Annotated in this window: 28 protein-coding genes; 13 read left to right on the plus strand and 15 right to left on the minus strand. The window is 59.9% G+C overall.

Going from position 1 to position 25576, the window contains the following annotated elements; translation table 11 throughout:
• Positions 1-45: 45 nt before the first annotated feature.
• Together HN018_RS29345 and HN018_RS03710 are read right to left on the minus strand one after the other, a co-directional pair.
• Positions 46-387: a transposase family protein gene (locus tag HN018_RS29345; RefSeq protein WP_171837769.1), complete on the minus strand. Its 342-nt coding sequence runs from the start codon at positions 385-387 to the stop codon at positions 46-48.
• Positions 388-882: 495 nt separating this feature from the next.
• Entirely contained in the window at positions 883-1044 is a 162-nt protein-coding gene (locus HN018_RS03710; RefSeq protein WP_171837761.1) for a hypothetical protein, read from the minus strand.
• 133 nt (positions 1045-1177) lie between these two features.
• Between HN018_RS03710 and msrB the strand changes: the two genes are divergently transcribed.
• The 3 genes from msrB (at position 1178) to HN018_RS03725 (ending at position 2998) form a co-directional block, all read left to right on the plus strand.
• Complete coding sequence (msrB, locus tag HN018_RS03715; protein ID WP_171837762.1) at positions 1178-1702, plus strand: peptide-methionine (R)-S-oxide reductase MsrB; 525 nt, start codon at positions 1178-1180, stop codon at positions 1700-1702.
• A gap of 134 nt (positions 1703-1836) precedes the next feature.
• Complete coding sequence (locus HN018_RS03720) at positions 1837-2367, plus strand: sigma-70 family RNA polymerase sigma factor (protein ID WP_239478796.1); 531 nt, start codon at positions 1837-1839, stop codon at positions 2365-2367.
• Positions 2357-2998 carry an NrsF family protein gene (locus tag HN018_RS03725; RefSeq protein ID WP_171837763.1) on the plus strand — a complete coding sequence of 214 codons (642 nt, stop codon included), beginning with the start codon at positions 2357-2359 and terminating at the stop codon, positions 2996-2998. The genes HN018_RS03720 and HN018_RS03725 overlap by 11 nt, the downstream gene beginning before the upstream one ends.
• Positions 2999-3395: 397 nt before the next feature.
• On the opposite strand, the gene HN018_RS03730 is transcribed toward HN018_RS03725, so the two are convergent.
• Together HN018_RS03730 and HN018_RS03735 are read right to left on the minus strand one after the other, a co-directional pair.
• Positions 3396-3593 (minus strand): hypothetical protein, encoded by a 198-nt coding sequence (locus HN018_RS03730; RefSeq protein ID WP_171837764.1) that lies wholly within the window; start codon positions 3591-3593, stop codon positions 3396-3398.
• A 7-nt stretch (positions 3594-3600) separates the two neighbouring features.
• Positions 3601-4860 (minus strand): lactonase family protein, encoded by a 1260-nt coding sequence (locus HN018_RS03735; RefSeq protein WP_171837765.1) that lies wholly within the window; start codon positions 4858-4860, stop codon positions 3601-3603.
• A 670-nt stretch (positions 4861-5530) separates the two neighbouring features.
• Here HN018_RS03735 and HN018_RS03740 point away from each other — a divergent pair.
• The 7 genes from HN018_RS03740 (at position 5531) to HN018_RS03770 (ending at position 11009) form a co-directional block, all read left to right on the plus strand.
• A complete protein-coding gene (locus tag HN018_RS03740) occupies positions 5531-5911 on the plus strand; it encodes a hypothetical protein (RefSeq protein WP_171837766.1) in 381 nt (126 codons plus the stop codon).
• A gap of 32 nt (positions 5912-5943) precedes the next feature.
• Positions 5944-6414 carry a hypothetical protein gene (locus tag HN018_RS03745; protein WP_171837767.1) on the plus strand — a complete coding sequence of 157 codons (471 nt, stop codon included), beginning with the start codon at positions 5944-5946 and terminating at the stop codon, positions 6412-6414.
• Positions 6415-6419: 5 nt separating this feature from the next.
• Positions 6420-6911 carry a DUF2161 family putative PD-(D/E)XK-type phosphodiesterase gene (locus HN018_RS03750; RefSeq protein WP_172443451.1) on the plus strand — a complete coding sequence of 164 codons (492 nt, stop codon included), beginning with the start codon at positions 6420-6422 and terminating at the stop codon, positions 6909-6911.
• Positions 6912-7104: 193 nt separating this feature from the next.
• Positions 7105-8625, plus strand: a complete 1521-nt coding sequence (gene istA / locus HN018_RS03755) for an IS21 family transposase (RefSeq protein ID WP_172443514.1) — start codon at positions 7105-7107, stop codon at positions 8623-8625.
• A gap of 10 nt (positions 8626-8635) precedes the next feature.
• On the plus strand, positions 8636-9370 hold the full coding sequence (gene istB / locus HN018_RS03760; RefSeq protein WP_171837778.1) for an IS21-like element helper ATPase IstB: 735 nt from the start codon (positions 8636-8638) through the stop codon (positions 9368-9370).
• Positions 9371-9481: 111 nt separating this feature from the next.
• Positions 9482-9763 carry a DUF2161 family putative PD-(D/E)XK-type phosphodiesterase gene (locus tag HN018_RS03765; protein ID WP_171837701.1) on the plus strand — a complete coding sequence of 94 codons (282 nt, stop codon included), beginning with the start codon at positions 9482-9484 and terminating at the stop codon, positions 9761-9763.
• Between the two features lie 274 nt (positions 9764-10037).
• Positions 10038-11009 carry a LysR family transcriptional regulator gene (locus tag HN018_RS03770; protein WP_239478993.1) on the plus strand — a complete coding sequence of 324 codons (972 nt, stop codon included), beginning with the start codon at positions 10038-10040 and terminating at the stop codon, positions 11007-11009.
• Positions 11010-12188: 1179 nt separating this feature from the next.
• Here the strand turns inward: HN018_RS03770 and HN018_RS03775 are convergent.
• From HN018_RS03775 to HN018_RS03805, 7 genes are all read right to left on the minus strand, one after another.
• On the minus strand, positions 12189-13757 hold the full coding sequence (locus HN018_RS03775) for a cation:proton antiporter (RefSeq protein WP_171837700.1): 1569 nt from the start codon (positions 13755-13757) through the stop codon (positions 12189-12191).
• 123 nt (positions 13758-13880) lie between these two features.
• Complete coding sequence (locus tag HN018_RS03780) at positions 13881-14789, minus strand: DMT family transporter (protein ID WP_171837699.1); 909 nt, start codon at positions 14787-14789, stop codon at positions 13881-13883.
• A 44-nt stretch (positions 14790-14833) separates the two neighbouring features.
• On the minus strand, positions 14834-15640 hold the full coding sequence (locus HN018_RS03785) for an alpha/beta fold hydrolase (RefSeq protein ID WP_171837698.1): 807 nt from the start codon (positions 15638-15640) through the stop codon (positions 14834-14836).
• 27 nt (positions 15641-15667) lie between these two features.
• Positions 15668-16051 (minus strand): tautomerase family protein, encoded by a 384-nt coding sequence (locus tag HN018_RS03790; protein ID WP_171837697.1) that lies wholly within the window; start codon positions 16049-16051, stop codon positions 15668-15670.
• Between the two features lie 63 nt (positions 16052-16114).
• Positions 16115-16573 carry a DUF302 domain-containing protein gene (locus HN018_RS03795; RefSeq protein ID WP_171837696.1) on the minus strand — a complete coding sequence of 153 codons (459 nt, stop codon included), beginning with the start codon at positions 16571-16573 and terminating at the stop codon, positions 16115-16117.
• Positions 16570-17202, minus strand: coding sequence for a reactive chlorine resistance membrane protein RclC (gene rclC, locus HN018_RS03800; protein WP_275434181.1), 633 nt, complete (start codon positions 17200-17202; stop codon positions 16570-16572). The genes HN018_RS03795 and rclC overlap by 4 nt, the downstream gene beginning before the upstream one ends.
• A gap of 24 nt (positions 17203-17226) precedes the next feature.
• Complete coding sequence (locus tag HN018_RS03805; RefSeq protein WP_171837704.1) at positions 17227-17568, minus strand: carboxymuconolactone decarboxylase family protein; 342 nt, start codon at positions 17566-17568, stop codon at positions 17227-17229.
• Between the two features lie 19 nt (positions 17569-17587).
• On the opposite strand from HN018_RS03805, the gene HN018_RS03810 reads away from it, so the two are divergent.
• Entirely contained in the window at positions 17588-18619 is a 1032-nt protein-coding gene (locus HN018_RS03810) for a cupin domain-containing protein (RefSeq protein ID WP_204259660.1), read from the plus strand.
• A 245-nt stretch (positions 18620-18864) separates the two neighbouring features.
• Here HN018_RS03810 and HN018_RS03815 read toward each other — a convergent pair whose 3' ends face one another.
• The 3 genes from HN018_RS03815 to HN018_RS03825 form a co-directional block, all read right to left on the minus strand.
• Positions 18865-19638 (minus strand): type 1 glutamine amidotransferase domain-containing protein, encoded by a 774-nt coding sequence (locus tag HN018_RS03815; RefSeq protein ID WP_171837695.1) that lies wholly within the window; start codon positions 19636-19638, stop codon positions 18865-18867.
• A gap of 163 nt (positions 19639-19801) precedes the next feature.
• Positions 19802-20572: an SDR family NAD(P)-dependent oxidoreductase gene (locus tag HN018_RS03820; RefSeq protein WP_171837694.1), complete on the minus strand. Its 771-nt coding sequence runs from the start codon at positions 20570-20572 to the stop codon at positions 19802-19804.
• A 32-nt stretch (positions 20573-20604) separates the two neighbouring features.
• Positions 20605-21474, minus strand: a complete 870-nt coding sequence (locus tag HN018_RS03825) for an NmrA family NAD(P)-binding protein (protein WP_171837693.1) — start codon at positions 21472-21474, stop codon at positions 20605-20607.
• A 101-nt stretch (positions 21475-21575) separates the two neighbouring features.
• Between HN018_RS03825 and HN018_RS03830 the strand changes: the two genes are divergently transcribed.
• Together HN018_RS03830 and HN018_RS03835 are read left to right on the plus strand one after the other, a co-directional pair.
• On the plus strand, positions 21576-22505 hold the full coding sequence (locus tag HN018_RS03830; RefSeq protein ID WP_171837692.1) for a LysR family transcriptional regulator: 930 nt from the start codon (positions 21576-21578) through the stop codon (positions 22503-22505).
• Positions 22506-22737: 232 nt separating this feature from the next.
• The gene (locus tag HN018_RS03835) at positions 22738-23730 is read left to right on the plus strand and encodes a zinc-dependent alcohol dehydrogenase family protein (RefSeq protein ID WP_239478995.1); all 993 of its coding nucleotides are present in this window, start codon (positions 22738-22740) and stop codon (positions 23728-23730) included.
• Positions 23731-24529: 799 nt separating this feature from the next.
• Here the strand turns inward: HN018_RS03835 and HN018_RS03840 are convergent.
• Positions 24530-25576, minus strand: a complete 1047-nt coding sequence (locus HN018_RS03840; RefSeq protein ID WP_172443452.1) for an IS30 family transposase — start codon at positions 25574-25576, stop codon at positions 24530-24532.

Here is a 25576-nt window from a genome sequence, read left to right on the forward strand (position 1 = left end):
TTCGGCACGATCCGTGATGTAATGCGCTCGGGATTAGAGATTCTGTCAAAAACCGTATACTGCTTGGCGACGTGGTTCATGACGAGACACGGCATCTCCTGTGATTTCGTGCGCCCCGTGGTAGATCATCGGGCCTGCAAGGTCGACGATACGAAGCGTCCGACGGCCGTATGGGGCCACGATCTGCTGCCCGCGATCGGCGAACGTCCGCTGAGCGCACTCGCGATTAAGGCATAGCCATCGTGCCACTTTGAGCGTCAGCTTCACGGCAGCCCCTTGAGTCGGCAGGTCCTGCAGACGCCGCACACATAAGCCGTGGCGGTGACTGGAGCGAGTGCTACATGCTGGGCACCCGCGACACCGGACATCACCGCAGAGACGAGCCAGCCGTCTCCGAGCTTGATAGCTGCGGAAACCTTAATGCCCGGACCATGCGACCACTCGCTGTCTGTTCTCATGCGATATCAACGCGGTGTCACCACAATGTGGCCAAATGCCATCCTGGAACCAAGTCGCAGCGTCACACGCTTGCGACAGACCCCCACGCGTTGAGGGAGAGCCATATAAGCGCATTAAAGCGTGAGAAAGCACCATTTCCAGCAATATCCTGCAGTCTGACACCGGCAGGCTCGTCTAGGAACGATGTTTAGACGGATGCACGGACAACGGCTCGAGTTGCTCTCATTCCGACGGCTGCAAATGCATCGTTACCGCAAAAGCTTAGGTGAACAAGTTGATTGTAAGTGCAGCTGGTTGGCATGCGTTCCGATCCGGACCAGGCAGGCGACAAGATCATCAGGGTTTAGCTCACCAGCCGCAGCATACTCGTTTGGGTGTCCAAGCGGCGGCCTGGACCTCGTCGTCGAACCGCGACATGATTTTTCAACGCCCGATCCACGGCTCGCCATCGTCCAAGTTGCATTCCGTCAGTATCGACAAGGCGCCGAGCGACAGCGCACTGCGCAGCATCAGCCGGCGTTCGATCTTGACCAGAACGGGACAAACCTCGTCATAGGTCGGGCCGGCCCGCCTGAACGGGTTCATGATGCGGTCTCCCAGTCGGTAGGTTCCGCGACCCGGCCGCCGGTGATCATGCTGCGCAATATCAGCGCACCGTGCTGTAACCGCCGGGGTGCCGCCGCGAATACCATGTGGAAGCTGGATAGCGGCGGGACGGATGATGCGACACGATCGACGGGACATCTTGATCAAGGGCGTGGCTTTCCTGGGCGTCGTGGCCGCGGCACGCGGTGCACTGGCCGCGCCGCCGATGGCCACGGCCGCGACCGTCGGCGGTTCGGACGCCCATCCATACGCCGTGGTCCACACCGAGGCCGAGTGGCGCCGCCTGCTCAGCCCGGGTCAGTTCGAGGTGCTCCGGCAGGCTGGCACCGAGGTTCCCTGGTCCAGCGCCTTGCTGAAGGAGAAGCGCCACGGCCGCTTCCTGTGCGCCGGCTGCAGGCAGCCCAAATTCGACGAGGCCACGAAGTTCGAGAGCGGGACCGGTTGGCCGAGCTTCTGGCAGCCGATCGGCGGAGAGGTTCTCGTGGCCACCGACACGAGCTTCGGCATGGACCGGTCGGAGGTGCATTGCGCGACCTGCGGCGGGCATCTCGGCCATGTGTTCGATGATGGCCCGAAGCCGACCGGTCTTCGCTACTGCATGAACGGCATCGCCCTGGAGTTCCAGGCCGATGCATGACCCCGGACGCCGGCGAGCCGAGCGATAGTCCCGGACCGGCCATGTTGCGGCGTCAGTTCGACGGTCCTATCGTACCCGAATCGTCCTGGTCATTATCGGGCAAATCCGGATCCGAGGGATCAGCAGGACATGGTGTGAGCGATCGCGGCTGGACCGAGATGATGGCGGCGGCGCAATCCGGCAACGCCGCCGTCTATCGGCGCCTGCTCGGCGAGATCGACCCGTGGCTGCATCGTTACTTCGTGCGGCGCCTGCCACCGGCGATGGTCGACGATGCCGTGCAGGACACGCTGCTTGCAGTGCACGAGAAGCGCCATACCTATGAGCCATCGAGGCCGTTCGAACCGTGGCTCGGCGCGATCGCCCGCTACAAATGGATCGACCGGCTGCGCGCGATGAAATCTTCCCGGACCGAGGAACTGACGACTGACATTGCCATTCCCGATCATGAAGATGCAGTCACCAGCGCCAGGTCGCTGGAACGACTGCTCGATGAATTGAAGCCCGCGCAAGCCGATGTCATTCGCCTGGTCAAGCTGCAGGGCCTGAGTATCCAGGAAGCATCGTCGCGCACCGGACAGACGATGTCGCTGGTGAAGGTCAATATCCACCGTGGCCTCGGCCGGCTGAGCTCATTGGTACGGAAGCGCGCCGATGTCGAATGAATTCCTGATCGATCGGCTGACGGTCGGTCTCAAGCCTGTGCGGCCGCGCAACCCGGTCATCGACGGGGTCATCATCGGCGGCATCTGCCTGATCGAATTGATCCTGTTCCTGGGCATGGGTGCGACGCGTCCCAACATGCCGCTTGCCATGGTGCAGCCGTCCTTCTGGTGGAAGCTGACCGGGCTCGGCCTGATCGCCCTGTTCAGCGGCGCGGCAGCGGTCATGTCGTTCGACCCGGTCCGCTCCCCACGCCGCGGGCTGATCGCGGTGGTGGCGCTGGTGGCGATCTGCCTGGGTGCCGGGTGGATGATCGATGCCGGGCGCGGCGGCTGGGGCGCAGTGGTCGGCCGCCTCGACTGGCGCAACGGAATCTGGTGCGTTTATAAGATGATGTTGCTGGCGATACCGCCGGTCATGGGCCTCGGGGTGCTCATGCAGCGCGGCGCTCCGACCGACCGGAAGGGCACCGCCTGGATGGTCGGGATCGCCGCCGCCGCCTGGGGTGCGTTCGTGTTCGTGTTCGCCTGCCCGTTCGACGATCCGCTCTATACGGCGGTCTGGTACAGCGTCGGATGCGGAATCGTCACGATCGTATCGCGGCTGGTAGTGCCGACTTTGACCCGTTGGTAGTGGTCTGTTGCTGCACGGGTAAGCACCTACGAACCGCATCTGGTTTGGCAGAGCCGTGCCTCGGCGCTTGCACGGTAGTTGGGGCGAGCCGTAGGCCGATCGGCGAGAGAAATTCCATGCACCGCGGGGCGGCTATGACGGTGCCGTCGTAGTTCTCTTGAGTATTGATACATGCTTGCCGGAAACTTGAGACAGCGTCTCACCAAGCGTGTTGAACCGCTTAACTATGCCCATGATGCGGCGCGATATAAGCTATGCGCGGAGCTGGTATTCCCTTTGACCTTAAGTGGGTCGGTGAAATATCCGTCAGGCCGGATAAAACCAATTGCGATTCTGTCAAGTATCCGTCGAGCAAGGGAACGCGGTCGACCTTTGATAACGGCACGAGTTACCGAAGCTAGAGATCGAGTGCCGTCAGGCTCATGGGCTTAAGGGCGGCTGCTCTGCGCGTCTGTTTTACGCGGCGGCCGTTCGGATAACCTGTGCCGCCTTTGACATCCACAGCAGCAAGTTGCGCAATCTTCGTACGACTGGAGGCCTTCCGCTGTCTGAAGATCAGCATGCCGTCGCCGCCCTGATCCAGCGGCCACGGCATGCACTTTTCAGCGGATGATCAGGCCGAAGGGCCGCGTATTGGCAGCAACTGGCAAAGAGATTGTCTTGTCGGGGTCGTTACTGAGCCGGCCTTTAATCTGGTCAAAATCAAAGACGTGGATCTTGTTGCTTTTACCCTCTGCCGCGGTTGAGGTCTCCTCCTCAAGCGCGTAGAGGTGTCGCTGATCCGGCGACAAGCCGATCTGGTAGTAGCCGCCGGCACCACCACCGACGGCGCGGGAAACCTCGACTGGCTTAGCAGGATCACGCAGGTCGAAAACCGAGACCGAATTGTCACCGGTGTTTGAAGCAAACAACCATTTTCCATCCGGTGTCACTCTAAGCCAGCACAAACCCTGCCCGGTATCCGCAACGGTGGTGACGAGGCTCAGCTTCCCGGCTTTGTTGTAGCGGTAGACGCCGAGACGGTTGACATTGACTAAGCCGGCATAGAGGTAGGGTAGCTTCGGATGCGCCCAGAGACCAAGAGCAAGCGCTTGGGTTCCATTGAATGTCGGCGGTTCTACAGTGTCCGTAGGAATGATCGAACCATCGGGATTACGCTCGAAGGCCGCAATGCTGCCGCCGGCCGGGAACCCGGTACCAAAGATGAAGCGGCCGGTATTGGTCGTGAGCGCTTGTGTGGGATCCGATTCCTTTGGCAAGTCCACTACCTGGAGCGGACGCCGTAGCGGAAAGCCGCCCGGCAGAATGTCGATAGTCTGGGCATTTGGTGCTCCGGCTGTCGCCGCCTGAGCCGGATCTTCGCTGCTGTTCAGAACGATTAGTCGATTGCCTACCCGGCCGATCGAGATTGGCGTACTACCGCCGCTATGCGTTGGCCAGCCGAGCGAAAGCGAGAGGCGGCCGTTCGGCGAGACATGGAACGCTGTCAGCGTATTTGAACCCGGATTGACCGCGAACAACGTGTCCAGGTTCCGGCTCATTACCAACTGCTGGTCGTTGTCAAACGGCCCGAGGGCGAAGGAAGGGTCAACAAAGCCAGTACCCCCCGTTGCAAAGGGCGAGCCTGAAATCTGACGGAGACTTCCATCATCCGCAATACCATATGCAAAGATGCTGTTACTGTTCGGTCGAGCGTCATTCGACTCAACGTAAAGCACGTGCCGTGTAACCGGCTGCCTACTCTCGTTCGCTACAGATATCGCATCGGCGCCGAAGCTTTGACTGGCATTCAAGCCCACCACAGCCGCCGACACCAATGCCAAGCGATGACAAAATTGAACTCGATTTTTGTGCAGTGTCACGTCTTATCCTCCTGAGCAAGACACTCTTTCGGATAGCTTGGCGACACGGTTACAGCATAACTAGAGAGGAATTTCGTGACCTGGTGTAAATCACCGATTTCCCCAGCTGGCATGGAACCGGTAGCGTGAGCAAGCTTGCCACCGTAGGCGAGGGAACAGAGTACGTCCCTGGGACTGATTTACCCAATAGATGTTGGTGATCACTACCTTGATGATACCAAGTGCGACGTTCACTTGATGAGAACCTGTACACGCCAGGGTTGGCTTCGCTTCTCGTGGCGACGACTTGATGCGAAAATCACGGGCCTAGAAGCGGCTTCGGTCACGCCAGCAAAACAGGGTTCTGTCGTCAGTCCGTGCTTGCGTGGACGTGATGACGTTAGCCGTGCTTCTGAAGACGTCGAGCATGGGCCGCCCGGCTGCTGCTGCTGCGGTCACGGCTGCTGTTCCCGGCCAGCGCGGCCGAGGCCGCCACCGCCGAGCAGGACGCCGCCGCGGAAGAACTGCGGCTTGGCTGGAGGCATAGCCACAGCTGGGACAGGAGGTGTTCGCCCGGCCACGGTAACAACAGGACAGCCGCACCAAGACCACGATGGCGTTGCTCGAGGCCTGACCCGTGGTGCTGCGGGGACCGCGCAGCCGCCCTGACACCGCGCCGGTCTACCGCACAATGCTGGTGCCGTTCTGTCGGGTCGAGCAGGCACTGGCGCGGATCCGCATGCTGCTGGCGGCAGATCGGTTAGAGGGTGAATTGGGGATCTTCCTGCCGGAGCCGGAGCCGGAGCCGGAGCCGGAGCTAGAGATGGGGGAGGGCCGTACTTGGACCAAGCAGGTGCGTGTTGCGCTGGCGGGGACCTTCATGGCGTGTCTGGAGATGGCCAAGCAGGGCGAGATCGATGCCGACCAGGACATCCTGTTCGACCCGATCCGGATCTGCCTACCCCAGGCGGCATTCCAAAAAGCTCAGCAGGCTGAGGCCGCCGAGGGAGCGCCGAGACAAAAGCTGATCCGCCAGGCTCAGAGTTCGCGTCCGAGCATGGCTTGGTTCTAGACTCTTCAGGGTCTTTCGCTCGAGGAGTCGATATGCAGGTTTCCGACAGCACGGAGCTTTCAGCAAGCGTGACGCCGGCACCGATGGCGCCGCGGCTGCACCATAAGCCTGGCACCATCCCGGTCACCGTCCGGCTGGACTCGTTCCGCCATGATCGGCTGAAGCGGCTGGTGCGACGCTTTTCGACCACCGGGCAGAACATCATCCAGACGGCGCTCGACCGCAGCATGGTCAGCATGGAGCGGGACCGCGAACGGGCGTCCCAGGCAGAGGTCGCCGGGCAGAGCCTGCTGTTTGCCCCGGCACTCGACACCGAGGCCAGCATCGTCCGCAAGCCGAAGCAGGACAGCTTTGCCTTCATCAGGCCAGAGCCAACCGTGGCGCTGACCTACCGGGCGACGGTGCCGATGCACCGCTGGCTGCATCGCCGATCAGCCGAGACCGGGATGACGATCCAGGAGATCATGACTGAAGCCCTAAAAATGGCGAAGGGTGTGGAGTAGCGATCGTGGCCGACAAGCCCGCTTCCGTTCTGGCATCCAGTCCGGTCGAGACGGCGCTTTATCCTCTACTGAAGGCATTTCTCGAGGTTCAAGGCTTCGTCGTGAAGGGCGAGATCTGCAGCTGCGACATTGTCGCGGTGCGGGGTGAGGAACCGCCCTTGCTGGTGATCGTGGAGATGAAACTCTCCTTCACGCTCGAGCTGCTGCTCCAGGCGGTGGATCGCATGGCGGCTGCGGACGAGGTTTGGGTTGCCGTCACCGCCACTCGCCGCGGACGTGACGGTGATCGGCGGGTTCACCGCCTTTGCCGGCTGTTGGGGTTGGGGCTGCTTACAGTCGATGTCTTGGATGGCCGGGTCAGCGTTGTCGCAGAGCCGGAGCCTTATCGCCCGCGGATAAATGTCAGGAAGCGGCGTCGCATCCTCAAGGAGCACGGTGGACGGCGCGGAGACCCTGCTGCGGATTCCGACGTAAGCCGCCCACCCATTCCGATCTGATGGCGCTCGGCATTCCGATTTGATGTCGCCCACCGTTCCGATCTCAAGCCGCCCACCATTCCGATGATCCCGCCCACCATGAGGGTAGGAGTGGGCAAGCGGAGATGGATTGTCTCGCGGGTCAGCAATGACCTGGTCTCCAGTGCCGCCATCGCAATCGATGGAGGGATGGATGCCGACACAGAGGCTGTCCATGCGGCGGATACGACATTTACTAACGATGCATTTTGGAGCCGGCGCCAGCGCCCGTTTGATCGCACGCGAGCTGGGCATCTCGCCCAGCACGGTGCGCGAGTACCTCGGCCGAGCCATCGCGGCCGGGATCACCTGGCCATTGGATGTGGACGCGACGGACGAGATCCTGATGGCGCGCCTGTTCGTCAACGGTGGTGTCCGGCTTGGAGCACGCTACCACGCTGAACCCGACTGGGCGGTGCTGGTACGCGAGTTCAAGCGCCCGGGCGTCAACCTGGTGATCCTTTGGGAGGAATACAGAGCAACCCATCCTGAGGGTTATGCCTACAGTCGGTTCTGCGAGCTGTTCCGGGATTTTGAAAGGCGTTTGTCGCCGACAATGCGCCAGCAGCACGTGGCCGGGCACAAGGCGTTTGTCGACTACTCTGGCAAGCGGGTGCCGATCGCCGATCCGGTAACCGGCGAAGTGCGAATGGCGGAGATTTTCGTCGCCGTGCTTGGCGCCTCCAGTCTGACCTATGCCGAAGCAACCTGGTCGCAGGCACTACCTGATTGGGTAGGCGCGCACGTGCGGATGTTCCGCTACTTCGGTGCGGTTCCGCGCCTGCTGGTGCCGGACAACCTCAAGAGCGGCGTCAACAAGGCCTCGTTCTACGATCCCGAGATCAACCGCAGCTATGCCGCGATGGCGGCGCACTACGGGGTCGGCGTCCTGCCAGCACGGCCGCGGCGCCCACGCGACAAGGCCGCCGTCGAGGCGGGCGTGCGGTTCGCGCAGTCCTACATCGTCGGCCGCTTGCGTAACGTCACGTTCTTTTCCCTGGGCGAGTGCAATGCTGCGATCGCTGTCGCCCTCGAGCGGATGAACAATCGAGAGATGCGACGCCTGGGCGTCAGCCGCCGCCAGCTGTTCGAGACGATCGAGCGGCACGCCATGCAGCCCCTGCCGCAAGACGATTACGAGTATGCCGACTGGCACCTCGCCCGCGTCGGCATCGACTACCACGTCGAGGTGCAGAGCTTTTTCTACTCGGTGCCGCATGCGCTGATCCGCGAGCAGGTCGACACCCGTGCCACGGCCCGCACGATCGAGGTGTTCCATCGCGGCAAGCGGGTCGCAGCGCACGTCCGGCGTTATGGCGGACCGCGGCACGGCACCCAACCCGAGCACATGCCAAGCGCACATCGGCGCTACGCCGAGTGGACGCCCGAACGTCTGCAGCGCCAGGCCCGCGGCATCGGGCCGAACACCGAGGCGCTGATCATCGCCGTGCTCGCCCGCCGACCGCATCCCGAGCAGGGGTTTCGGACCTGCCTGGGTGTCCTGCGACTGTTTCGCGGCCTGGATGCAGTCCGGGTCGAGGCGGCCAGCCTGCGCGCCGTGGAGATCGGCGCCCTGGCCTATGCCTCTGTCGCCTCGATCCTCAAGCATCGCCTCGACCGACCCACGTCGCCGCAAGCCACGGACGAGACGCCACTGCTGCACGACAACATCCGTGGCTCCAGCTACTACCATTAGGAGATCGATCTTGCTGAATCACCCAACGCTCGACCTGCTCACTGATCTTGGACTGCATGGCATGGCCAAGGGATTCCGCGACATGGCGGACAATCCGGAGGCAGCCGCACTCAATCAGGCGGAGTGGCTCGCCATCCTGCTGGAGCGTGAGGTCACGCTGCGCCAGCAGAAACGGTTCGAGAGCCGGGCCAAGAACGCCAAGCTGCGCCACCAGGCTGCGATCGAGGATGTCGACTACCGGACCCCGCGCGGGCTCGACCGCACGATGTTCCTGGCACTCGCCGGGTGCGACTGGATCCGGCAGCGCCGCCATTGCCTGCTGACGGGCCCAGCGGGTATCGGCAAGTCGTGGCTGGCCTGCGCGCTCGGCCAGAAGGCCTGTCGGGAGAACCTGTCAGTGCTCTACCAGCGCGTGCCACGGCTGTTTGCCGCCCTGGCGCTGGCACGCAACGACGGCCGCTACGCCAAACTGCTGCACCAACTCGCCAGGGTCGACCTGCTAATCCTCGACGACTGGGGACCAGAACCGCTGACACCGGAGCAGCAACGCGATCTGCTGGAAATCCTCGAGGACCGCTACGACGCCGGTTCGGTCATCATCACCAGCCAGGTGCCGATCGACCGCTGGTACGAGATCGTCGGCAATCCGACGCTGGCTGATGCGATCCTGGACCGCATCGTGCACAACGCGCACCGGATCGAGCTCAAGGGCGAAAGCATGCGCAAGAAACGAGCAACTGCTTGACCCCACCCGCACCCCTATGACATGAGCGAAATCGACCCGCGAGACAACACCATCCTGGGCACCATCAGATCGGAATGATGGGCGGCATCAAATCGGAACGGTGCGCAATACATGCTCGGAATACCCGAGCGGCATCGTCGGAATCCGCACCCTGCTCCAGGCGGTTCGACCCGTCAGCCGATCATGACGGCATACCGGCAGCGGGCGCTGGCGTGTGCCGCTGCCTTGCAAGCGGGGCCGCTCCGGCCGCGTGACCTGCGCCCTGTTGCCAGTGATGCAGGGACCATACTGTCGCGCAACGTCTACGGCTGGTTTGAGAGGGTCGAACCCGGTGTCTACCGGCTTGTGCCCATGGGAGAGGCCGCGGTGGCGAACTGGCTGCCGGGCACGTAACGGCCACCGATGCAACCAGCGAAACCACGCAAGTCGTCACCTGCCGAAAGGCGTCATCCTCTCGCCAGCAGCCTCGACCGAGCCGCCAAGTTATCTTGAGGATGGCCGGCATCATGCGCCTTGCACAAGCCTCCACGCCCCACGGTACTCGCGTCAAACGGACTGAAGCAGGCGTATCAATCCACACCAGTACGTGATCTAATCCAGACGCTGGCGGAGAGTTGACGCAACGCGGAGCCGCGCCGTCACGGTACCGACGCTAGCAGCCGGCATCGTGTTGAGTCTGGTCATGGTTACCTCGTGCGTGGGCGACCGCAACAATCGATTGACGCAGTTGAAGGGACCTGATCGCTTCTGCACAGTCTCCCATACAATTTTATTTTGGCATTCGAACATGGACTGGGGTGACCTCCGCATCTTCCTTGCTATTGCGCGTGTCGGCACGCTCGGAGCTGCCGCTCGGACGCTGGGGCAGACCCAGCCGACCATGGGTCGACGGCTACGCGCCTTGGAAGCTGTCACGGGCCAGATCCTGTTCCAGCGGACGGCGGATGGCTTTATCCTAACCGACGAGGGCGCCGCAGTGTTGGGGCATGCCGAGCGCATGGAGGAGGAGGCCCTCGGCTTTCAGCGTGCATTAGCCGGTAGCGGAGGGCAGCTCGAAGGCCCGCTGCGGGTCTCATCCTCCGAATGGTTCGGCACGACAATCTTGGCCCCGATTCTCGCGACCTTCGGTCAGAGCCACCCGGCAGTTTGTATCGAACTTCTGACAGATGCTCGACTGTATAGTCTTCCACGGCGAGAGGCCGACATGGTTTTTCGTATCAAGCCCTTTGAAGAACCGGAAGTGATTTCACGGCGGCTGCTCCACATCCCTTATGCACTTTATGGTCCCGCTGGAAGTAGCAGCCCGCGCATGGGCGACGGGAGCGGCGTCCGAGTGGTTACAATGGATACCGCCTTCGCAGACATGCCCGATGCATTGTGGCTCAAACGAGTGCTTCCGAAGGCGGTCGTAGCTTTTCGCAGCAACAATCGGGAGGTCCAGGCACGACTCTGCGCGGAAGGCGCAGGGCTGGCCGTGTTGCCGTGCCCTTTGGGTCAGTGCATCCCTGGCATCGCGGCAATCGGTATCGGACAAAAGCCGCCTGGTCGTGATACGTTTGTCGGCTATCATCGCGATTTACGGCACCTTGCACGCCTGCGTGCGCTCCTTGACCTGGTGATTGAAAAGCTGGCGGCCTAACCGCGTTCAATCTGATTTCCTGAAGCGGCCATAACCGCTGCAATAGCCATTCCTCGTTATTGCGGCTAATCATGGCATCGAGCTCAATCATTGATGCAGCTAGGTATGCGCACTATATCGCGTGTAGGTCCGGTTCAGGCTCAATGGCGGACGTATCTAACTTGAAGGTAAAGCGGCAGGGCAATGCGAGGCCACATCACGCTAGAGACCGCGCTTCGAGACTTCGTGCTAGCCGTGCCGTAGTTCGTCATTTTGGAACGCTCCCCATAAAAGCTGCGCTGTTATCGGAAAAATCGTCGTGAGCACAATGCTGCGCACAACTCTTCTGCCGTAAGTCGCGAATTTCTTCCGGCTAAGTCGATGTGTCATCCGCCCCCGTCCCTACCCTTATGCCCGTCATCCATTCTGATCTACCGCTGGCTGACTCAGGCTCCCAACCTTAGAAAATCATCTCGGCAAATTCTGGTGCATCCACCCGCGACACATTTCTTAATGCGACGTTATGAGGCCAGTTACACGGCACAAGATGCCACTATTGTGCGAACAGTTGCGGCTGCCGCGAGACAGGAGCTGGGTCAATACCTGGCCATCAATATGCGGGCAGGCGGATCAGATTCGCGGTTGTACCGATTGGCAAACATCCCCACCGTTGTCTAGGGACCGACGCCGTTTAACATGGGCTGGGACCGACGAATACGCCCTGGTGGATGAACTACATACGGTCGCCATCGTACACGCTCTGGCTGGCTTGGACTTTCTGTCTGCGGACTGATAGGCGGTAAGGCCGCCCCATTTTATTATGAGATCATCTTTGATCCATGCTTGAGCCCTGCGATAGCCTCCATCGGCCGCTGTGCATGGGGTATTAACACAAGTACACAATGCCAATGTCTCTTTACTATTCAGCGTTCATCACGTAAGTCCGTCTTTTCCGAGACTTGCAATCAACGTGGCCGTCCCACCATTCGTTAACTCGAGATCCGAGAGCATTGAGCTGCATTCGGCCTTACCAGGCATTACGTCATGCCGCTGGTAGGTTGCGCAACGACGAGAGCATCCCGATTTCTCGATGAAGGACCGGGTGCTGGAGGCCCCCGTTTATGCTGAGTTATGCGCATCATCACTCAATCATCATACCGGTACACGAAGACAGCACTCAAAGTCCGGGATAACCTATACCTAGTCGACGTGTGGCAAGGGCGCCGCTGTAGCGCGAATACGTGGATCTGCCGTCAGCTCGATGATGTCGAGTTCTTCCTCGATGGCATGGAAAGCATCGTCGCCAATCACACCATCCCGTCTTAGGACAGCAAGCCTTTGCCGCTGCACAACCACGGCTTTACCCTGTAACCCCGCAAGGGTGTCCTCTCTGCCGTCCAGTTGGGCTACACCTTCTGCACGTGTCGCATACTCATCCAGCAGCAGCGCTGCATTATCCGAGACGGTGACGTTGCGCAGGAACGCCACCGCTGCCTGTGCGGTCTCACGGCGTGCGAGCACCGTTTCCTCTTGAACTAAATTATCTTCCGGAAGCCGCAGACGTTGCATGAGCGGTCGCAGGGTCATCCCTTGAAGCATGAGTGTCCCAAGGACCACGCTGAGAGCGCAGAAGATGATGATGTCCCGGTCAATGAAGGTATCCGGCAAGGCCAGCGCCGTGGCCAGCGTCACAATGCCGCGCATCCCGCACCAGGCGATAATGAGACCGCCGCCCGCAGTCGGCCGTGCCGGCTGGCGCCCGCTACGGGGGCCAAGCCGATGCAATGCCCAGCGCAGGATAGCGTTGTACCCCATCACCCAAACAAGTCGGACGAGGATCACAACCAGCAGTACAACGCCGGCAACCTCGACGTAGAGCGCTATTTGCCCACTCATGCGGCTGACAATCGCCCTGAGTTGCAGCCCGATCAGGAGAAAGGCCAATACGTTCAGAACAAATACTGCCACGTCCCATACTGCGTAGGATGCTATACGACGCCGTGCGCCATCGCGCAGCGGAACATGGCGCGCGATGACAACGGCATAAACAACCACAGTGATGATCGCCGATACGCCGAGCCGGTCCGCTAGCAACCAGACTGCGAAGGTGCTTAGGAACTGCACAAGCACCGCAATCGGTATCTCCAACCGGTGGGTAGGGGTCATGAGCAGCAGTCGGGCGAGTGTCCAGCCTAGCAGGCCGCCGCCACCTACCGTGAAAAGAAATTGTGGCATGACCGTCCATCCGACGCTGCCGCCGGTTACGGCGGCAGTGACTGCGATGCGATAGATAATTAGCGACACAGCATCGTTTAGCAGGCTTTCACCTTGTATGATTACCAGCAACCGATGCGGCGGCCGCAAGTAGCGCAGGATGGCCGTCGCTGCGGAAGCGTCGGACGGTGCAACGATGGCCCCCAGCGCTACCGCAGCCGCCCAGGGCATTCCCGGCACCATGGCATGCCCGACCCAGGCGACGGCGATGACCGTAAGCAGCACGACAATTACGGCCAAGGCGCTTATCGGCAGCCAGTTCGCGCGTATGTCCCGGGGCGAGGCGTCATAGGCCGAGTCGAGCAGCGTCGGTGCGACAAATAGAACGAGTGCAAGTCGCGGGTCGAGCGCCATGATTGGTATGCCCGGGATAAAGGCCGCCGCAGATCCTGCCAGCGCCAGCAGCGCCGGGTAGGGCAGGCCGACCCGGCTGGACCAGGCCGCAAGCAGCGCCCCTATCAAAAGGAGTGCGATGACGAGTTCAAACAGAGCCATGGCGTTCCCATCGTTGCACTTACATCACTGCCGAGTTCATCTGCAGGATGCCAGATACCTCTAGTGCTGAGTCCAAGGGTTGTTGCAGGTGTCGCTGCGGGAAGTCACCCCTCGGGCTTCAAGTCAGCGCAGTGCTGGTTTAACTTTCATTGCATGAGCGAGCCGTCCGGCCTGGAGCAAGCCCACGCCGGCGAGTATCGCCACCATGGCGCCGACATCGAGAAGCCTAACTGGTTCACCAACTGAAAGAATGCCGATCAGGAGCGCTACCACCGGCGGGACATAAGTGACACCCGATGCCGCAATGGCGCCAAGTCGCGCGACGAGAATGTAATACAGGATATAAGCAAGTCCTGTTCCGCACAGGCCTAGTCCGAGCACCAGCCCGAGGGTGGCGCGGCGGTCCATGAATACGGCCATGATCCCGTGCCGATCGACGGTCACAAGCAGCAGAAGCAACGCCAATCCAATTTGATAGGTAGTCAATGCCAGTGGCGACAGTCCGAGCGGACTGATGAATTTGCGCGCGTAGACGAAGGAGCAACCAACGCTCAGGGATCCGCCGATCATCCAAAGGACGCCCAGGGAGCTTACCTGACTACTCCCATTCCACGGACGCGCTATGACAAGTACGCCAGCAAATCCGAGCAACGTCCCACAGACCGTCCGCCCGTTGACCGGTTCATCCCGCAGGAAAAGCCAAGCCGTCAGAAAGGTGAAAAGGGGAATAGCACCGCTGAGCATTCCCGCGACACTCGACAGAAGCAGCACGGTGCCCTTGGCAAATGCCAGGTAATATACCGCTGTCGCCAACAATGCCATCACTGTGAAGTGGTGAAGATAACGCAAGTCGCGCCAACGCAGCGCCCGTGTTGCGAGGGCGAACACAAATAGTGGCACGAAACCGAAGACGAGACGCAATAGAACAATCTGCTCCGGCGTAATCGAGACAGCGGCCCATTTCATAAAAATGAAGTTGCTTCCCCATATCACCCCGAGCAGCGCGAAGGCCCCATAGGCGACGACCTGCATGGGGTTCGGTCGAGGACGAACAGCCAGTTCCGGAGCGGTCGACCTCATGATCCACAGCCTGACGGACTGAGGAAGCGACATATCAGCGCTGAAATTTCGCTGCGGTGGGCTTCGAGAGCGAAGTGGCCCGTGTCCAGGAAATGGACTTCTGCACTGGGAAGGTCGCATCGATAGGTTTCGGCGCCTGCCGGAATGAAGAATGGGTCATTGCGACCCCAGACGGCCAGCAGTGGCGGTTGATGCTTGCGAAAGTAGGCCTGGAAGTCCGGGTAGAGCGTCACGTTCGTGCGGTCGCTGAGAACAAGGTCTAGCTGGATCTCCATCGCTTCCGGCCGGTGCATGTAGGCGATGTCGAGTGTGTAACCGTCGGGGGAGACAAGCTCCGCCGGCGCGCCATGCTGGTATTGAAAGCGTATTGCTTCATCGGTCAGCGAAGCACGGCAGACCTTCCGACGCTCGGGTGTCGGTTCGCGCCAATAGGCCTGCCACGGTCCCCACTCCTGGCTGAGGCCTTCCAGATAAGCATTACCATTCTGCGTGAAGATAGCTTTTACCCGCTCCGGATGCTTCATCGCTAGTCTCAGCCCGATCGGCGCGCCGTAATAGAAAATGTAGCGATCGAAGCTGTAGCTGAACGCGTCCCGAGGTGGGGTTACTGTGTTGCCGAACCCCGGCAGGTCGGGTGCAATCACCCTATAGTGGTTCGAGATCTCAGGAATAAGATTGCTAAACATATGCCCAGACGTCGGGAAGCCGTGCAGTAGAAGCAAAACAGGCGCATCTGCTGGCCCCGCTTCACGATAGAAGACCTTGATATCGTCGATTTCTTTAACACCATAAGTAACGGCCATGACTTGTTCTCCTCTATCGATCCGCCGCTAGTTGACGAGGGATGCTTCGCCGTTTCCGAACGACCAGTCGTCAGCGTTAACAGGTACAAGACTGATGAGGACATCCTCGCGTCGTACGTCGAGTTGCCGATGCAGTTCATCAGCCACCTGTTTGTAAAACGCCTGCTTCTGCTCGACCGTGCGACCCGCGACCAACGTCAGCTGGATGAAGATGCAGCCTCGTGAGCGTTGAATGCCAAGAAAACCGGGATCGAAGACAAAGTCTCCAGGCGCATGCTCGGCGATCACCTGGAAGCGGTCATCCTTGGGTGCGTTGAGGACGTCGTGCATCGCTTGATAGACGACTTCTCCCACGGTCTGCCGGAACTCCGGGGTTTTGCCTTGTACCATGTCGATGCGTGCGAGCGGCATAAGAGTCTCCTGCTTTGATGCGTCAGTAGCGTGACGGAGGCTGTCTGGTCCTTTCTTCGACCCTTAGCCCAGCGCCCCGAAACGCGGTGCAAGGCTTTCCGAGACGATGTGCTCGCATAAGACGGCGAGTTCCTGGCCGAGAATCGTCAAGGCCTGGTTATCATACCGAGCGAAGGCAACTGCCGGGTCAATCCACCGGATCGTTATTCTGCTGTCAGGGAGCTCAATCACAGCCAGTTTCAGCGGAGCTTCTAACAGAGCCGAGGCGTCCGCCGTCAAAAGACGGACCATCAGGTCTGGGTGGAAGAACAGGATCTGCCGTGCAGCACCAATAGCATGACCGCCGCGCTGTAGCACCTTCTGCGGATCGATCTCATGCAGCATCCGTAAACCGGCAGCCTCTACCTCCCTTCGTAGTGACGCGATGATGTCGGTGAAGGTCAAGTCGCTCGATTTGCTACACTGGAACGCGCCAGTCATTCCACCGGGCTGGCCGTAATGGATTGGAGCTTCGGCACTCATGATTGCACCGGAGAAACCGCGAGCGAGCTACGGGTCGAAGCTTGCCGCATCGCAGGACCACCGGCTAGTACTGCCCGTGCGCTGTCGACGAGTACGAGCCATCCGCCAGCCATCAACATGACGTCCTTCAACACCAGTCGCCCACCGCCTGACAGGTAAGGGAACCCGTGTTGAGCGTCGCCAAGGGCGGCTACCCAGGCTTCCGGCGTCGTGACCAGGAACGAAAGGGTCACGAACGACGTCAGGAAGCCAAGTGTCGCTCCGACGAGGCCCCACCGGCGTGATATCAGTCCGGCAAGGATTAGGAAACCGATCATCAATTCCACCGCTCCCAAACCCTGGGAGAAGGCATAAGTGTCGTTACCAGTCTGCCAGGTCCGCTCGATGGGCTTCAGTTCTCCTTCATGAGTCAAGTGGTGGGCATATTGATCGGGATGCTCGTAGAAGAGGGACAATACCGGATTGTTGGCGACGAAAGGCGTGATGCTATCGGCTTCGTAGGGGACGAACTTCAAGCCACCAATCCACAAGAAGACGATGGCCATGGCTATGCGCATGCCGTGCAGGCCGATCCATTCCGATCTAGAACCGGAAATCACACCAAGGATACGGTGGATTTGTATGTTCATAACTGAGCTCCTATAGTTAGATTTCTACACTTCGCCAGCGGCGGCAAAGGCGTCCAGCGCACGAACCGAATAGACGATGGCCGCACCCGCGTTGATACTCGTTGCGACGCCCAATGCTTCTGCAAGCTCTTCCCGGCTGGCTCCAAGCTTGCGCGCCGCATCGGTATGGACGGTGATACAGCCGTCGCAGCGCAAGGTGATTGCGACGGCGACGGCAATCAGTTCACGGGTTTTGGCGTCAAGATGACCGGTCTTCTGTCCGGCGACGCCCGTGGCGCCATAGCCTTTAACTGTTTCCGGACTGAGTTTGGCAAAACTTCCAACCCCGGTGATGACCTGCTGGCGATAAGTATTCCAATCGAACATATGCATAGCGACCTCCTTGATGATGATGACTAAAGTAGGCAGCAATCGACAGACGTTCGATACCAACACGGCTCAATCAGATGGCCGCCCGGATCAAAAGCCGCGCCACCCTGGAGATGTCGCGACCATGCCGCTGACAGATGACGTTTTGAGTGAGCTTGCTCAGCTGCTCCGCGTTCGCCCCGAGTTAGATGACGTTTGCCGGTTTGGTGGGCCGTGGATATCCACCCACGTCGCCGGACCAGCCGGTTGGGCGTATTTTCACCTCGTCACCCGGGGTCATGTGCAACTCGACCGGCCCGGTTTTGATCGCCTGAATCTCGTAGCGGGCGACATTCTGCTACTGCCAAACGGGGATGCCCACACAGTACATGGGCTTGGGTTCGCTGAGCATCTGCATTCGCCGGTCGTGACTCAGCTCCGCGGCGCGCTCCGGATACGAACCAGCGTCGGTGTTGAGTTGGATACGGAGTTGATCTGTGGCCGGCTGCACTTTCAGGCGGCGCCGCAAACCTTGGTCATGGCAGCCCTTCCGAGCGTTGTGATCCTGCATATAGACGAACTGCCCCTTGCCAGTCGCTTCAAACCGCTGGTCGAGGGTATCCGGGAGGAGTTGAGTGACGGTCGCCCCGGCGCTGCCTCAATCGCAATAAATCTTGCTAGCGCTTTATTTATGATGATGATTCGGGCGCAGATCGAGAAGTCAACAGCTGTCACCGGCCTGCTGCAGTTGTTCAACCAAAAGGTGACGTCTCAAGCAGTCCTGGCGATGATACGCGAGCCCGTACGCGCCTGGACGCTGGATGATCTCGCACATGACGCGGGAGCCTCGCGGGCGACGCTAGTACGCGCATTTCGCAAGGCTGCTGGAATCGCGCCACTGGCGTTTTTGGCTGACTTACGCCTTGGGCTTGCACGGCACCGTCTGGGGAGCAGCACGGTCTCGGTTGATCGAATTGCAGCAGAAGTAGGCTATCAATCGCCCGCTGCGTTTAGTCGCGCGTTTCTCCGCAAGTTTGGTGTTCGGCCGAGCCAAAACCGGAAAGCTTAGATAATCGTCCCGTCATTAAACAGGCGATAGTTCAAGGTTCTAGGAATCCGACGCCTGAACAGTAGCTCTGGGTCAGTATCCATTTGCTTATTCTCGATGTATGATCCAAGGCCCGCCGCTGGATAAACCCGATGCCACAACTGCGACACCTAGAAATCCGCTTGGCAAGGTCTGCGTGATGATACTTTACCCGCCGATAACCATCACCAGCTCGAAAGGCGACGTCGCTCGCAACCTCAGAGGCCTTACTGCTTGCCTTGCATTATTGGAAGCACAACGTCCATCAAAGCGGTGTCGGAGAATGGGTTTTGACCAGTGACCAATTCCCGATCCCGCACCACCTTCGAATGCCATGCTGCAATGGTTGAGACTTGCCCTCCAGCGTTCTTTAACGCCATGGCGGGCAGAAACTGGGGCTTAGCATGAAAGACGTTTTTTGCTGCCTGTTCCTCTTCGTCATCACTGAAAACAGTTAGACGATAATTACGATAAGGCCAGTTGGAAGCCAGCATTCGAGCTTTAGCCAGGTCGCCAACGCGTAACGCAGCCTGTTCCAATTCAGGATTACGGGTGGTTGACAGGAGAGCGATCGTTGCGTGGCAGAGGAGAGCAGTTGTCTTGGCATGTGTGTGGAAGTAGGTAAGAATCCGTCCTAGGTTCCGATCGGCCATCAGGTCGATCATCGGCGCGGGACCACCCGGCACAAACACTGCTGCATATTGATTGAGATCATGGTCAGCCGCCCAACGCAGTGTGGTAGGATGTTTCAAGCCATCGAGAGAAGATTGATATTTTAGTGCTTGATCAAGCTTAACCTTGCTTCCGTTAAAGTAATCCGGACTAACGGATGCTTGATCCTCCGGCGGAATGTTTCCGGTCGGATCAGCGAAGACCAGTTCGTATCCGGCAGCTGAGAATCTTCGAGCCAGCACGATTAGCTCGTTGAGATAGTAACCAGTCTTGAAGGTATGGCCGTCTTTCAACGGGAGTATGCTTTCGCTCGAAAGCACGATCAGCACCTTGCCCCTGGTCCCGGTGTGTAAGACGGCTGCGCTAGACGCAGCAATTGTTGCAGTCGTAAGGGCGAACGCAAGCGCAGACACTCTTGTCTTGTTTATCATTATTTGAAGTCCTCTATGTATTCGACGCCAGATGCCATACGCCGGCCAGACGGTGATAGGGTTAACAGATCTCTACGCCAGTGAGGTCACGACAGATTTGAAGTAGCCGATCCTGTAGGTCGAAGCGCATTATTGTAGCGCTCACGCGCCGTTGCTTCTGATGATATAGATAGCCGCCAGTGACACGCGCTGCCGCGTCCTCGCTTCCTGCAAGCCAAGCCTGCGTGACATGCCCCAATGCGAGGTCGTCAGGGGCGTCTGGGCCGCCCATTTTGGTGGGTACCCAACCGGGTTCAAGCGCATTGGAAAGAACGCCTGGCCAACGCCGCGCGACTGCAAAGGCAAGGAGAACGTCGTGCAACTTTGTATCGGCGTAGGCTTGGGATCCGTTCCAGCGCCGGTGCGTCCATTGCAAGTCGTCGAGGCTCGTATCACCGCTGCTATGCATACCCGAGCTTAAATATATCAGCCTGTCAGGTCGATCGATCAGTGCCGTCAGCAGATAGGGCGCCAATACATTAACGGCGAAGATCTGCGAAAGGCCGTCCTCGGTCTCGACCCGGTGAGGTTCGCGATAACCGATGCCGACATTATGGATGATCGCGTTGAACCGACCGAATTTGTTAGCCTGTTCAGCGACCACTTGGATCGTGGCAATGCTCGATAGATCGCCGATGACCACTGCCTGCGCTGCGGGCAAGGCTATTTTCGCCTGCTGTGCCCGTGCATCTGTGCGGGCGTGGATGACAACGTCGTGCCCTTGCTCGACCAGGAGCTGTGCGGCCATCAGACCAAGTCCATCGGATGATCCGCTGATGAAAATGCGTGCCATTGCAGATCCCCTCGATATCTAAACGCAGCAGGTCAAGGGGCACGGTCGGCGAGAAAGCGCAGCACTGTTTCGAGAGAGCTCGTGCCTCGCTCGGTTTCGACGCCTCCTCCCCCTTCGAAGGACAGCCATCCCTGGTTGAACCCGTCGATCATCTGCATCCTCGGCTCTGGGTTGCTCATGCCCTGATCGCGAAAAATGTCATGCCAGTCCGACTTCGGCACAACCTGCGCTGAAACTGGCAGACCGAGCACGTCGCCAAGGGTGCGTGCCAGTTGATTGGGTGATACCGGTGCCGGGCCTTGTAGTTCGACGATCCGCCGGCCGCTCCACGTTTCGCCGAGCAGCCTGGCTGCGGTGGCGCCGATATCAGCGGTGGCGATCATTGGGATGGCGCGATCGAGCGGCTGGAGAAAGCTCGCCACAATACCATTTGCCTTTGCCGAGGCGATGTCCCAGCTGGCATTCTCCATAAACCAGGCGGCCCGCACGAAGGCAATCGACAGATCGAGCGTGCTCAGTTCGCGCTCCATCAGGCTAAGTTGGCCTAGGAGGTTTGGATTACTCGCCTGCGCGCCGACCGTCGACAGGCAGACAACACGGGTGGGGCGTGCGGCGGCCAGCGCCACCTTAACGGCGGCTACGACCGCACGTACTTCGGGGAAGCCAGGCGCAGGATCAAAGATCGGCGGGATCAGGATGAATACTCCCTCCACGTCCGTGAAAGCGCGTGTAAGTGCATTGGGGTCGCTCATATCCGCGATTGCCAGTTGACAGCCGCGCGCAGTCCAGGCTGCGGCTTTACTGGGATCACGTGCCACGGCGCGCACTGGCAGGCCGGCCGCCAACAGGCGGTCGGCCACCACGCTGCCAACCTGTCCCGTTATCCCTGTGATCGCATACATGATCGTCTCCTGTTCGATGGAGAAACTTGTCGCACGACGCCTTTCCTGCATTAAGTGCGCTCTGGTCAGCTCACTCCTGACTAATTGGCAAGGATGTCCTGATGTACGATGCGCGGCTTCTCTCTGGCGTCAGTGTGCTCGCCGCCGTGGTCGAGACCGGCAGCTTTATTCGCGCAGCGGATGCGCTCGGACTGTCGGATTCGGGCGTCAGCCGGGCGATCACGCGGCTAGAGGCGCGGCTCGGTGTCCGCCTGCTGGATCGCACGACCCGCTCACTGCGTCTTACGGAAGAGGGGGCGCGGTTCCATGCCGAGGCGGCGCCGCTGCTCGTGCAGCTCTCAGATGCTGCGATGGCGCTGACTGAAGCACGTCACACGGTGCGCGGACGATTGCGCGTGGAAGTCGACCCCTTTTTCTCGCGGCTTGTGCTTGCGCCGCGTCTCGGGGCCTTTTTGGGTCGATATCCCGAATTGTCGCTTGAACTGGTGACGACCGAAGTGCCCGGCGATCTTGTGGCACATGGCTTCGATCTGGCGATCCGTTTTGGGCCACCGGCGGTGGCAGGTCTGATCACGCGGAAACTGCTCGACACGCGCATCCTGACCGTTGCCTCGCCTCTCTACCTCAAACGTCATGGCCGTCCTTCGAGGCCGGAGGAGCTAAAGGGGCATCACTGCATCCACTATCGCGATCCTGCCAGCAACAAGCCATTCGCCTGGGAATTTCATCGCCAGAGAAAGATCCTGCCGGTCGAGGTTACTGGCGCGGTCACCGTGACCGACGTCGGCACGATGCTTGCTGCCTGCGTTGCCGGTCTAGGCGTCGCACAGGTAATGGCGCTGGGCAGCGAGACCATGATCACAAGCGGTGCACTAGTCGAGCTCTTCCCCGAGTGGCCTGGCGAGACCTTTCCGCTGCATGCCTATCACCCGTCACGCCACCAACCGCCAGCCCGGACCAGAGCGCTGATCGATTTCTGTCTCCAGCTCACAGCGAATACAGGCTCCGCAGCTGTCAATTCAGTCAACTGAGCTTCTTTGTCCGCTGGAGCAGCCTTTGCTCGACATCTTGCTTTGAGGAACAATCGGCCGTCCCTCACCGGCTGATCCAGCGGGTGGCGCGAATGGCAGATGCGGAGCCCGCTCCATTCGACCGACGTCTCGTGATCCTGCCATTCATTTTCGAATGGACACCGTGCACGCTTGTCGATGTCTAAACGAGCACGTTGCGCTCAGCTTCCCGTGCAGAAGAGGAGAGCTGTTCATGGCCAACATGTTGATGCAAGCGGCAATACTGGAAAAAATCGGAAGCCCGTTCCGAATCGCCACCGTGGCGCGGCCGTCACCGCTGGCCGGCCAGGTGCTGGTGCGCATTGCAGCGAGCGCAGTTAATCCACTCGACCTGAAGATCCGTGCTGGCGGGGCTGCCCATGCACGCCAGCTGCTGCCGGCCATCCTTGGCCTCGACATGGCAGGGACCGTCGAAGCAGTAGGTCCCGGTGTCACCGGGTTTTGCCGCGGCGACGAGGTCTATGGCATGACCGGGGGTGTCGGAGGCATACAAGGCTCTCTGGCCGAGTATGCTGCGGTCGACGAACGGCTGCTGGCAATCAAGCCAGCAAAGCTGTCGATGCGCGAGGCAGCCTCCCTCCCGCTGGCCTTCATCACGGCTTGGGAGGGTCTGGTGGATCGTGTCGGCATTCAGCCTGATCAAACCGTTCTCATCCAGGGGGGGGCTGGCGGTGTCGGACATATCGCCATCCAGATCGTCTTGGCGACCGGCGCCCGCGCCTATGCAACCGGGTCTACGAGAGACCAGGTCTTGATTGAACGGCTGGGTGCAACTTGGATCGACCGCAACTCCGAGGCCAAGGACTACGTGTCGGAGCACACGGACGGACGCGGCTTCGATATCGTCTACGACACGGTTGGTGGCGCAGTCCTGGACGCTTCGTTTAACGCTGTCTGCCGTTTTGGTCATGTGGTCAGCGCGCTCGGCTGGGGAACTCATGCCTTGGCGCCACTCTCATTCCGAGCTGCAAGCTATTCCGGCGTCTTTACTCTCCTCCCGCTGCTGACGGGTGATGGTCGGACCCGCCATGGCGAAATCTTGCGCGAGGCGACCCGGCTGGCCGAGGCGGGGCGGCTCGCGCCCAAGGTCGATCCGCGGCGTTTCACGCTCGCGACGGTTGGCGAGGCTTACGCAGCACTCGAAGGACGCAAGACCGACGGCAAACTCGTTGTCGACATTGCCTGACAGCAAAACAAAGAGAGGCGAAGTGCGGTTATAAGGATGAACCGGTTTACTGAAAGGTAAGTCCTCAACATGCTTCTGGGCATCTTGCAGCGTGCTGTCTATTGCGCGTCCCGGGGCGGCGTGGATGCGAAATAAGGTAGCTCGTATAACGATTGTTGATGGCCATGCCGCTTTCAAATAGAATGGCAAGCTGAGCAGATAAACAAACTACGCCATTGTCACGTTAGCTGGTGGTGACGGCCGCTTTGCCTCCGATCGCCCGCCCGGCCTAATCCGCGCCTTGTTCGACACAACCGAGCCAGGCAAGCCAGTTCGAACGTATCACACGAAGGCAATGCCTATGATCCTAATGACCTAAGATGAGATCGAGACACGGCTGATAGCGTCAACACGTGGAGTTCTGGAGCTGCAGCGGCCCTTGCTGGATGACGCGCCGGTTGTCGTGGCGCGGGGCTCCTGAAAGGATGGAGCGATCATATCAAACTGATGATGTGCGCGTTCCAGCCCGACGCAGTGGTGGTTGGAACGCGGATCATTCTTCATTTATGGCATCTAATGGATAGCCTCACTTAATACACTGTTCGCTTCTATATCGAGTCCGTGGGGAAAAATTCTCTCTGCGCCTTGCCAAATCTCGATGTAAGCTCCGGCACCTGTGACTAGCTGACCGAAGCGAATGGCTTCAGCATCATTAGGGCAGACGACGTCTTCAACACGTGTGTAAGGCAGATCTAGCTTGACTTTTGTGTATACGTAATAGTTTGGCAATGTAGCACCCTCCATAAAACCCTGGGCGGATTCAAGTTCCGGAGCGAACACCCACGCCGAAGACTTTGTTTACACCAGCCTGCCCGGCCAGCAACATGCTGAATTGCTCGCTTGGCGTCGCGTAGTCGAGCGTCTTTCGAGGACGGCTATTCAGGCTGTCGGCAACGATGTCGAGATCGTCCTGATCCAAGCCCGACAGAGCCGTGCCTTTCGGGAAATACTGGCGCAGCAGACCATTGGTGTTTTCGTTGGAGCCACGCTGCCAAGGTGAGTGAGGGTCGGCGAAGAAGATCCTCATGCCAGTGCTCAGCGCCACGCTTTCGTGCTGTGCCATTTCCTTGCCTTGGTCGTAGGTCAGCGTCTTGCGCAAAGATGCGGGAATGGCATTCAGCGCGCCGGAGAAAGCGCTCGCCACCACATCGGACTTGCGCGTAGGCATGTGCACCAGCACCACAAAGCGGCTTGTCCGCTCGACCAACGTGCCGATGGCACTCGCTCCGCCGGTGCCCAGAATAAGATCGCCTTCCCAATGGCCCGGGACCAGCCGGCCCTCGATTTCCTCAGGTCGTTCCTTGATGTTGGTCATGTTGCAAAGTTTGCCGCGGCGTTCGCTGCCCTTTGGCTTGCGGCCGCGCATTGGCTTGTCCTGTCGCAAATACGAGATCAGCTCACGGCGTAGTTCACCGCGCGGCAAGGCGTAAATCGCCGTGTAGATTGCCTCGTGCGATACCGACAGACCAGGTGGCTGCTCCGTTCCCGCCTCCATCCGCTTACGCCTGCCCGATATCTGCTCGGGGGACCAACCCAGACGCAAAAGCCTCGCCACACGGCCGAACAGCTCACCATCATGCGCCAGAACAGGCCTGCGTCCAGTCAGGCGACGATCTGCCTCGGCCTGCGTCGCCGCAGCCTGCGCCCGGTAGGAGGTCGCGCCGCCATGCCGATTGATCTCGTCCGAAATCATGCCCGCAGAGCGATCCAAGTCGCGTGCAATCGCCCGCACGCCCCAGCTATCACAAAGGCGAACCTCGATCATCGATCGATCAAACACCGTTAGCTTACGTCGTTGCCCTGCCAT

It is taken from the genome of Lichenicola cladoniae, from assembly GCF_013201075.1.
GTDB lineage: Bacteria > Pseudomonadota > Alphaproteobacteria > Acetobacterales > Acetobacteraceae > Lichenicola > Lichenicola cladoniae.

What these genes read in the sequence shown, in the direction of transcription:
- HN018_RS03840 (WP_172443452.1), bottom strand. Translation starts at nt 25,576, where the DNA reads ATGGCAGGGCAACGACGTAAGCTAACGGTGTTTGATCGATCGATGATC.
- HN018_RS03820 (WP_171837694.1), bottom strand. Translation starts at nt 20,572, where the DNA reads ATGGCACGCATTTTCATCAGCGGATCATCCGATGGACTTGGTCTGATG.
- HN018_RS03765 (WP_171837701.1), top strand. Translation starts at nt 9,482, where the DNA reads ATGCTCGGAATACCCGAGCGGCATCGTCGGAATCCGCACCCTGCTCCA.
- HN018_RS03730 (WP_171837764.1), bottom strand. Translation starts at nt 3,593, where the DNA reads ATGCCGTGGCCGCTGGATCAGGGCGGCGACGGCATGCTGATCTTCAGA.
- HN018_RS03745 (WP_171837767.1), top strand. Translation starts at nt 5,944, where the DNA reads ATGCAGGTTTCCGACAGCACGGAGCTTTCAGCAAGCGTGACGCCGGCA.
- HN018_RS03785 (WP_171837698.1), bottom strand. Translation starts at nt 15,640, where the DNA reads ATGGCCGTTACTTATGGTGTTAAAGAAATCGACGATATCAAGGTCTTC.
- HN018_RS03790 (WP_171837697.1), bottom strand. Translation starts at nt 16,051, where the DNA reads ATGCCGCTCGCACGCATCGACATGGTACAAGGCAAAACCCCGGAGTTC.
- HN018_RS03830 (WP_171837692.1), top strand. Translation starts at nt 21,576, where the DNA reads ATGTACGATGCGCGGCTTCTCTCTGGCGTCAGTGTGCTCGCCGCCGTG.
- HN018_RS03810 (WP_204259660.1), top strand. Translation starts at nt 17,588, where the DNA reads ATGATGATGACTAAAGTAGGCAGCAATCGACAGACGTTCGATACCAAC.
- HN018_RS03835 (WP_239478995.1), top strand. Translation starts at nt 22,738, where the DNA reads ATGGCCAACATGTTGATGCAAGCGGCAATACTGGAAAAAATCGGAAGC.
- HN018_RS03825 (WP_171837693.1), bottom strand. Translation starts at nt 21,474, where the DNA reads ATGTATGCGATCACAGGGATAACGGGACAGGTTGGCAGCGTGGTGGCC.
- istA (WP_172443514.1), top strand. Translation starts at nt 7,105, where the DNA reads ATGCGGCGGATACGACATTTACTAACGATGCATTTTGGAGCCGGCGCC.
- msrB (WP_171837762.1), top strand. Translation starts at nt 1,178, where the DNA reads ATGATGCGACACGATCGACGGGACATCTTGATCAAGGGCGTGGCTTTC.
- HN018_RS03740 (WP_171837766.1), top strand. Translation starts at nt 5,531, where the DNA reads ATGCTGGTGCCGTTCTGTCGGGTCGAGCAGGCACTGGCGCGGATCCGC.
- HN018_RS03795 (WP_171837696.1), bottom strand. Translation starts at nt 16,573, where the DNA reads ATGAGTGCCGAAGCTCCAATCCATTACGGCCAGCCCGGTGGAATGACT.
- HN018_RS03775 (WP_171837700.1), bottom strand. Translation starts at nt 13,757, where the DNA reads ATGGCTCTGTTTGAACTCGTCATCGCACTCCTTTTGATAGGGGCGCTG.
- HN018_RS03780 (WP_171837699.1), bottom strand. Translation starts at nt 14,789, where the DNA reads ATGCAGGTCGTCGCCTATGGGGCCTTCGCGCTGCTCGGGGTGATATGG.
- rclC (WP_275434181.1), bottom strand. Translation starts at nt 17,202, where the DNA reads ATGAACATACAAATCCACCGTATCCTTGGTGTGATTTCCGGTTCTAGA.
- HN018_RS03725 (WP_171837763.1), top strand. Translation starts at nt 2,357, where the DNA reads ATGTCGAATGAATTCCTGATCGATCGGCTGACGGTCGGTCTCAAGCCT.
- HN018_RS03710 (WP_171837761.1), bottom strand. Translation starts at nt 1,044, where the DNA reads ATGAACCCGTTCAGGCGGGCCGGCCCGACCTATGACGAGGTTTGTCCC.
- HN018_RS03805 (WP_171837704.1), bottom strand. Translation starts at nt 17,568, where the DNA reads ATGTTCGATTGGAATACTTATCGCCAGCAGGTCATCACCGGGGTTGGA.